Origin of the sequence: Streptomyces lycii (genome assembly GCF_009735685.1) — a bacterium.
Lineage (GTDB): Bacteria > Actinomycetota > Actinomycetes > Streptomycetales > Streptomycetaceae > Streptomyces > Streptomyces lycii.
On record NZ_WHPN01000314.1, the window covers coordinates 1 to 811 of the forward strand.

The 811-nt window shown below is 79.3% G+C and carries 1 protein-coding gene; it reads right to left on the reverse strand.

What is annotated here, in order from left to right; all coding sequences use genetic code 11:
- On the reverse strand, positions 1-684 hold a 684-nt coding region (locus tag GCU69_RS33875; protein WP_235978567.1), incomplete at its 3' end, for a helix-turn-helix domain-containing protein.
- Positions 685-811 lie beyond the last annotated feature (127 nt).

An 811-nucleotide genomic window follows, 5' to 3' on the forward strand; every position in this document is an offset into this window, starting at 1 on the left:
ACCGGCTCCGGAGTCGGAGGCCGGGTCCGCTTCGGCGGCGGGGGCCGGACCTGCTTCCGGGGCAGGGGTCGGATCCGCTCCGGCGCCGGGGGCCGTTTCCGCGAGCGGGGCGGCTCCCGGGGCGGGGACTTGCGGGGCGGCCGGGGCTCCCTCCCGTGCTGCAGGAGCAGTTCCGGCCGGGCGCGCGTCGCGTTCGGGCGGAGCGGTTTCGGTGGCACGGGTGTCAGGTCGGGGCGCAGGGGCGGTTTCGGTGGCACGGGTGTCACGTTCGAGCGCGGGGGCGGTTTCGGTGGCACGGGTGTCATGTTCGGGCCGATGGGCGGTTTCGGGGGCGGCCGGGGCCTCCGGCTCCCCGGAGAGGGCTCCGCCGGCCGGGGTGTCCGGCGCGGACCGGGCGGGACCGGCCGCGGGGGAGCGGTCGCCGGAGGGGGCGGGAAAGCGTTCGGCGAGGCCCTCCAGCAACCGGGCGTAGGCCGCACGCTTGGGCGGGCGGGGCTCCGTGCGCCCCGACTCCCAGTTCCCGACGGCCTCCCGGCGGGTGTCGAGGGCCGAGGCGATCTGTGCCTGGCTGAGCCCCGCGGCCTCCCGCAGTCTCCGGCGCTCGGCCGGTTCCGGCAGATCGTCCCGCGCGACCTGGTCCAGCAGCGCGTCGACGGCGCTGAACAGCTCGTTCTCACCACTCACCGGGCTCACCTCCCAGCCCGCACCCTACCCCCGCCCGCGCGCCGGATCGCGCGCCGATCGCACGTGCCGGGCCGGGGCCCGGGGCGGCGCCGGGACCGGGGCCCCGGGCCGGCCGCCCCTCGGTCCC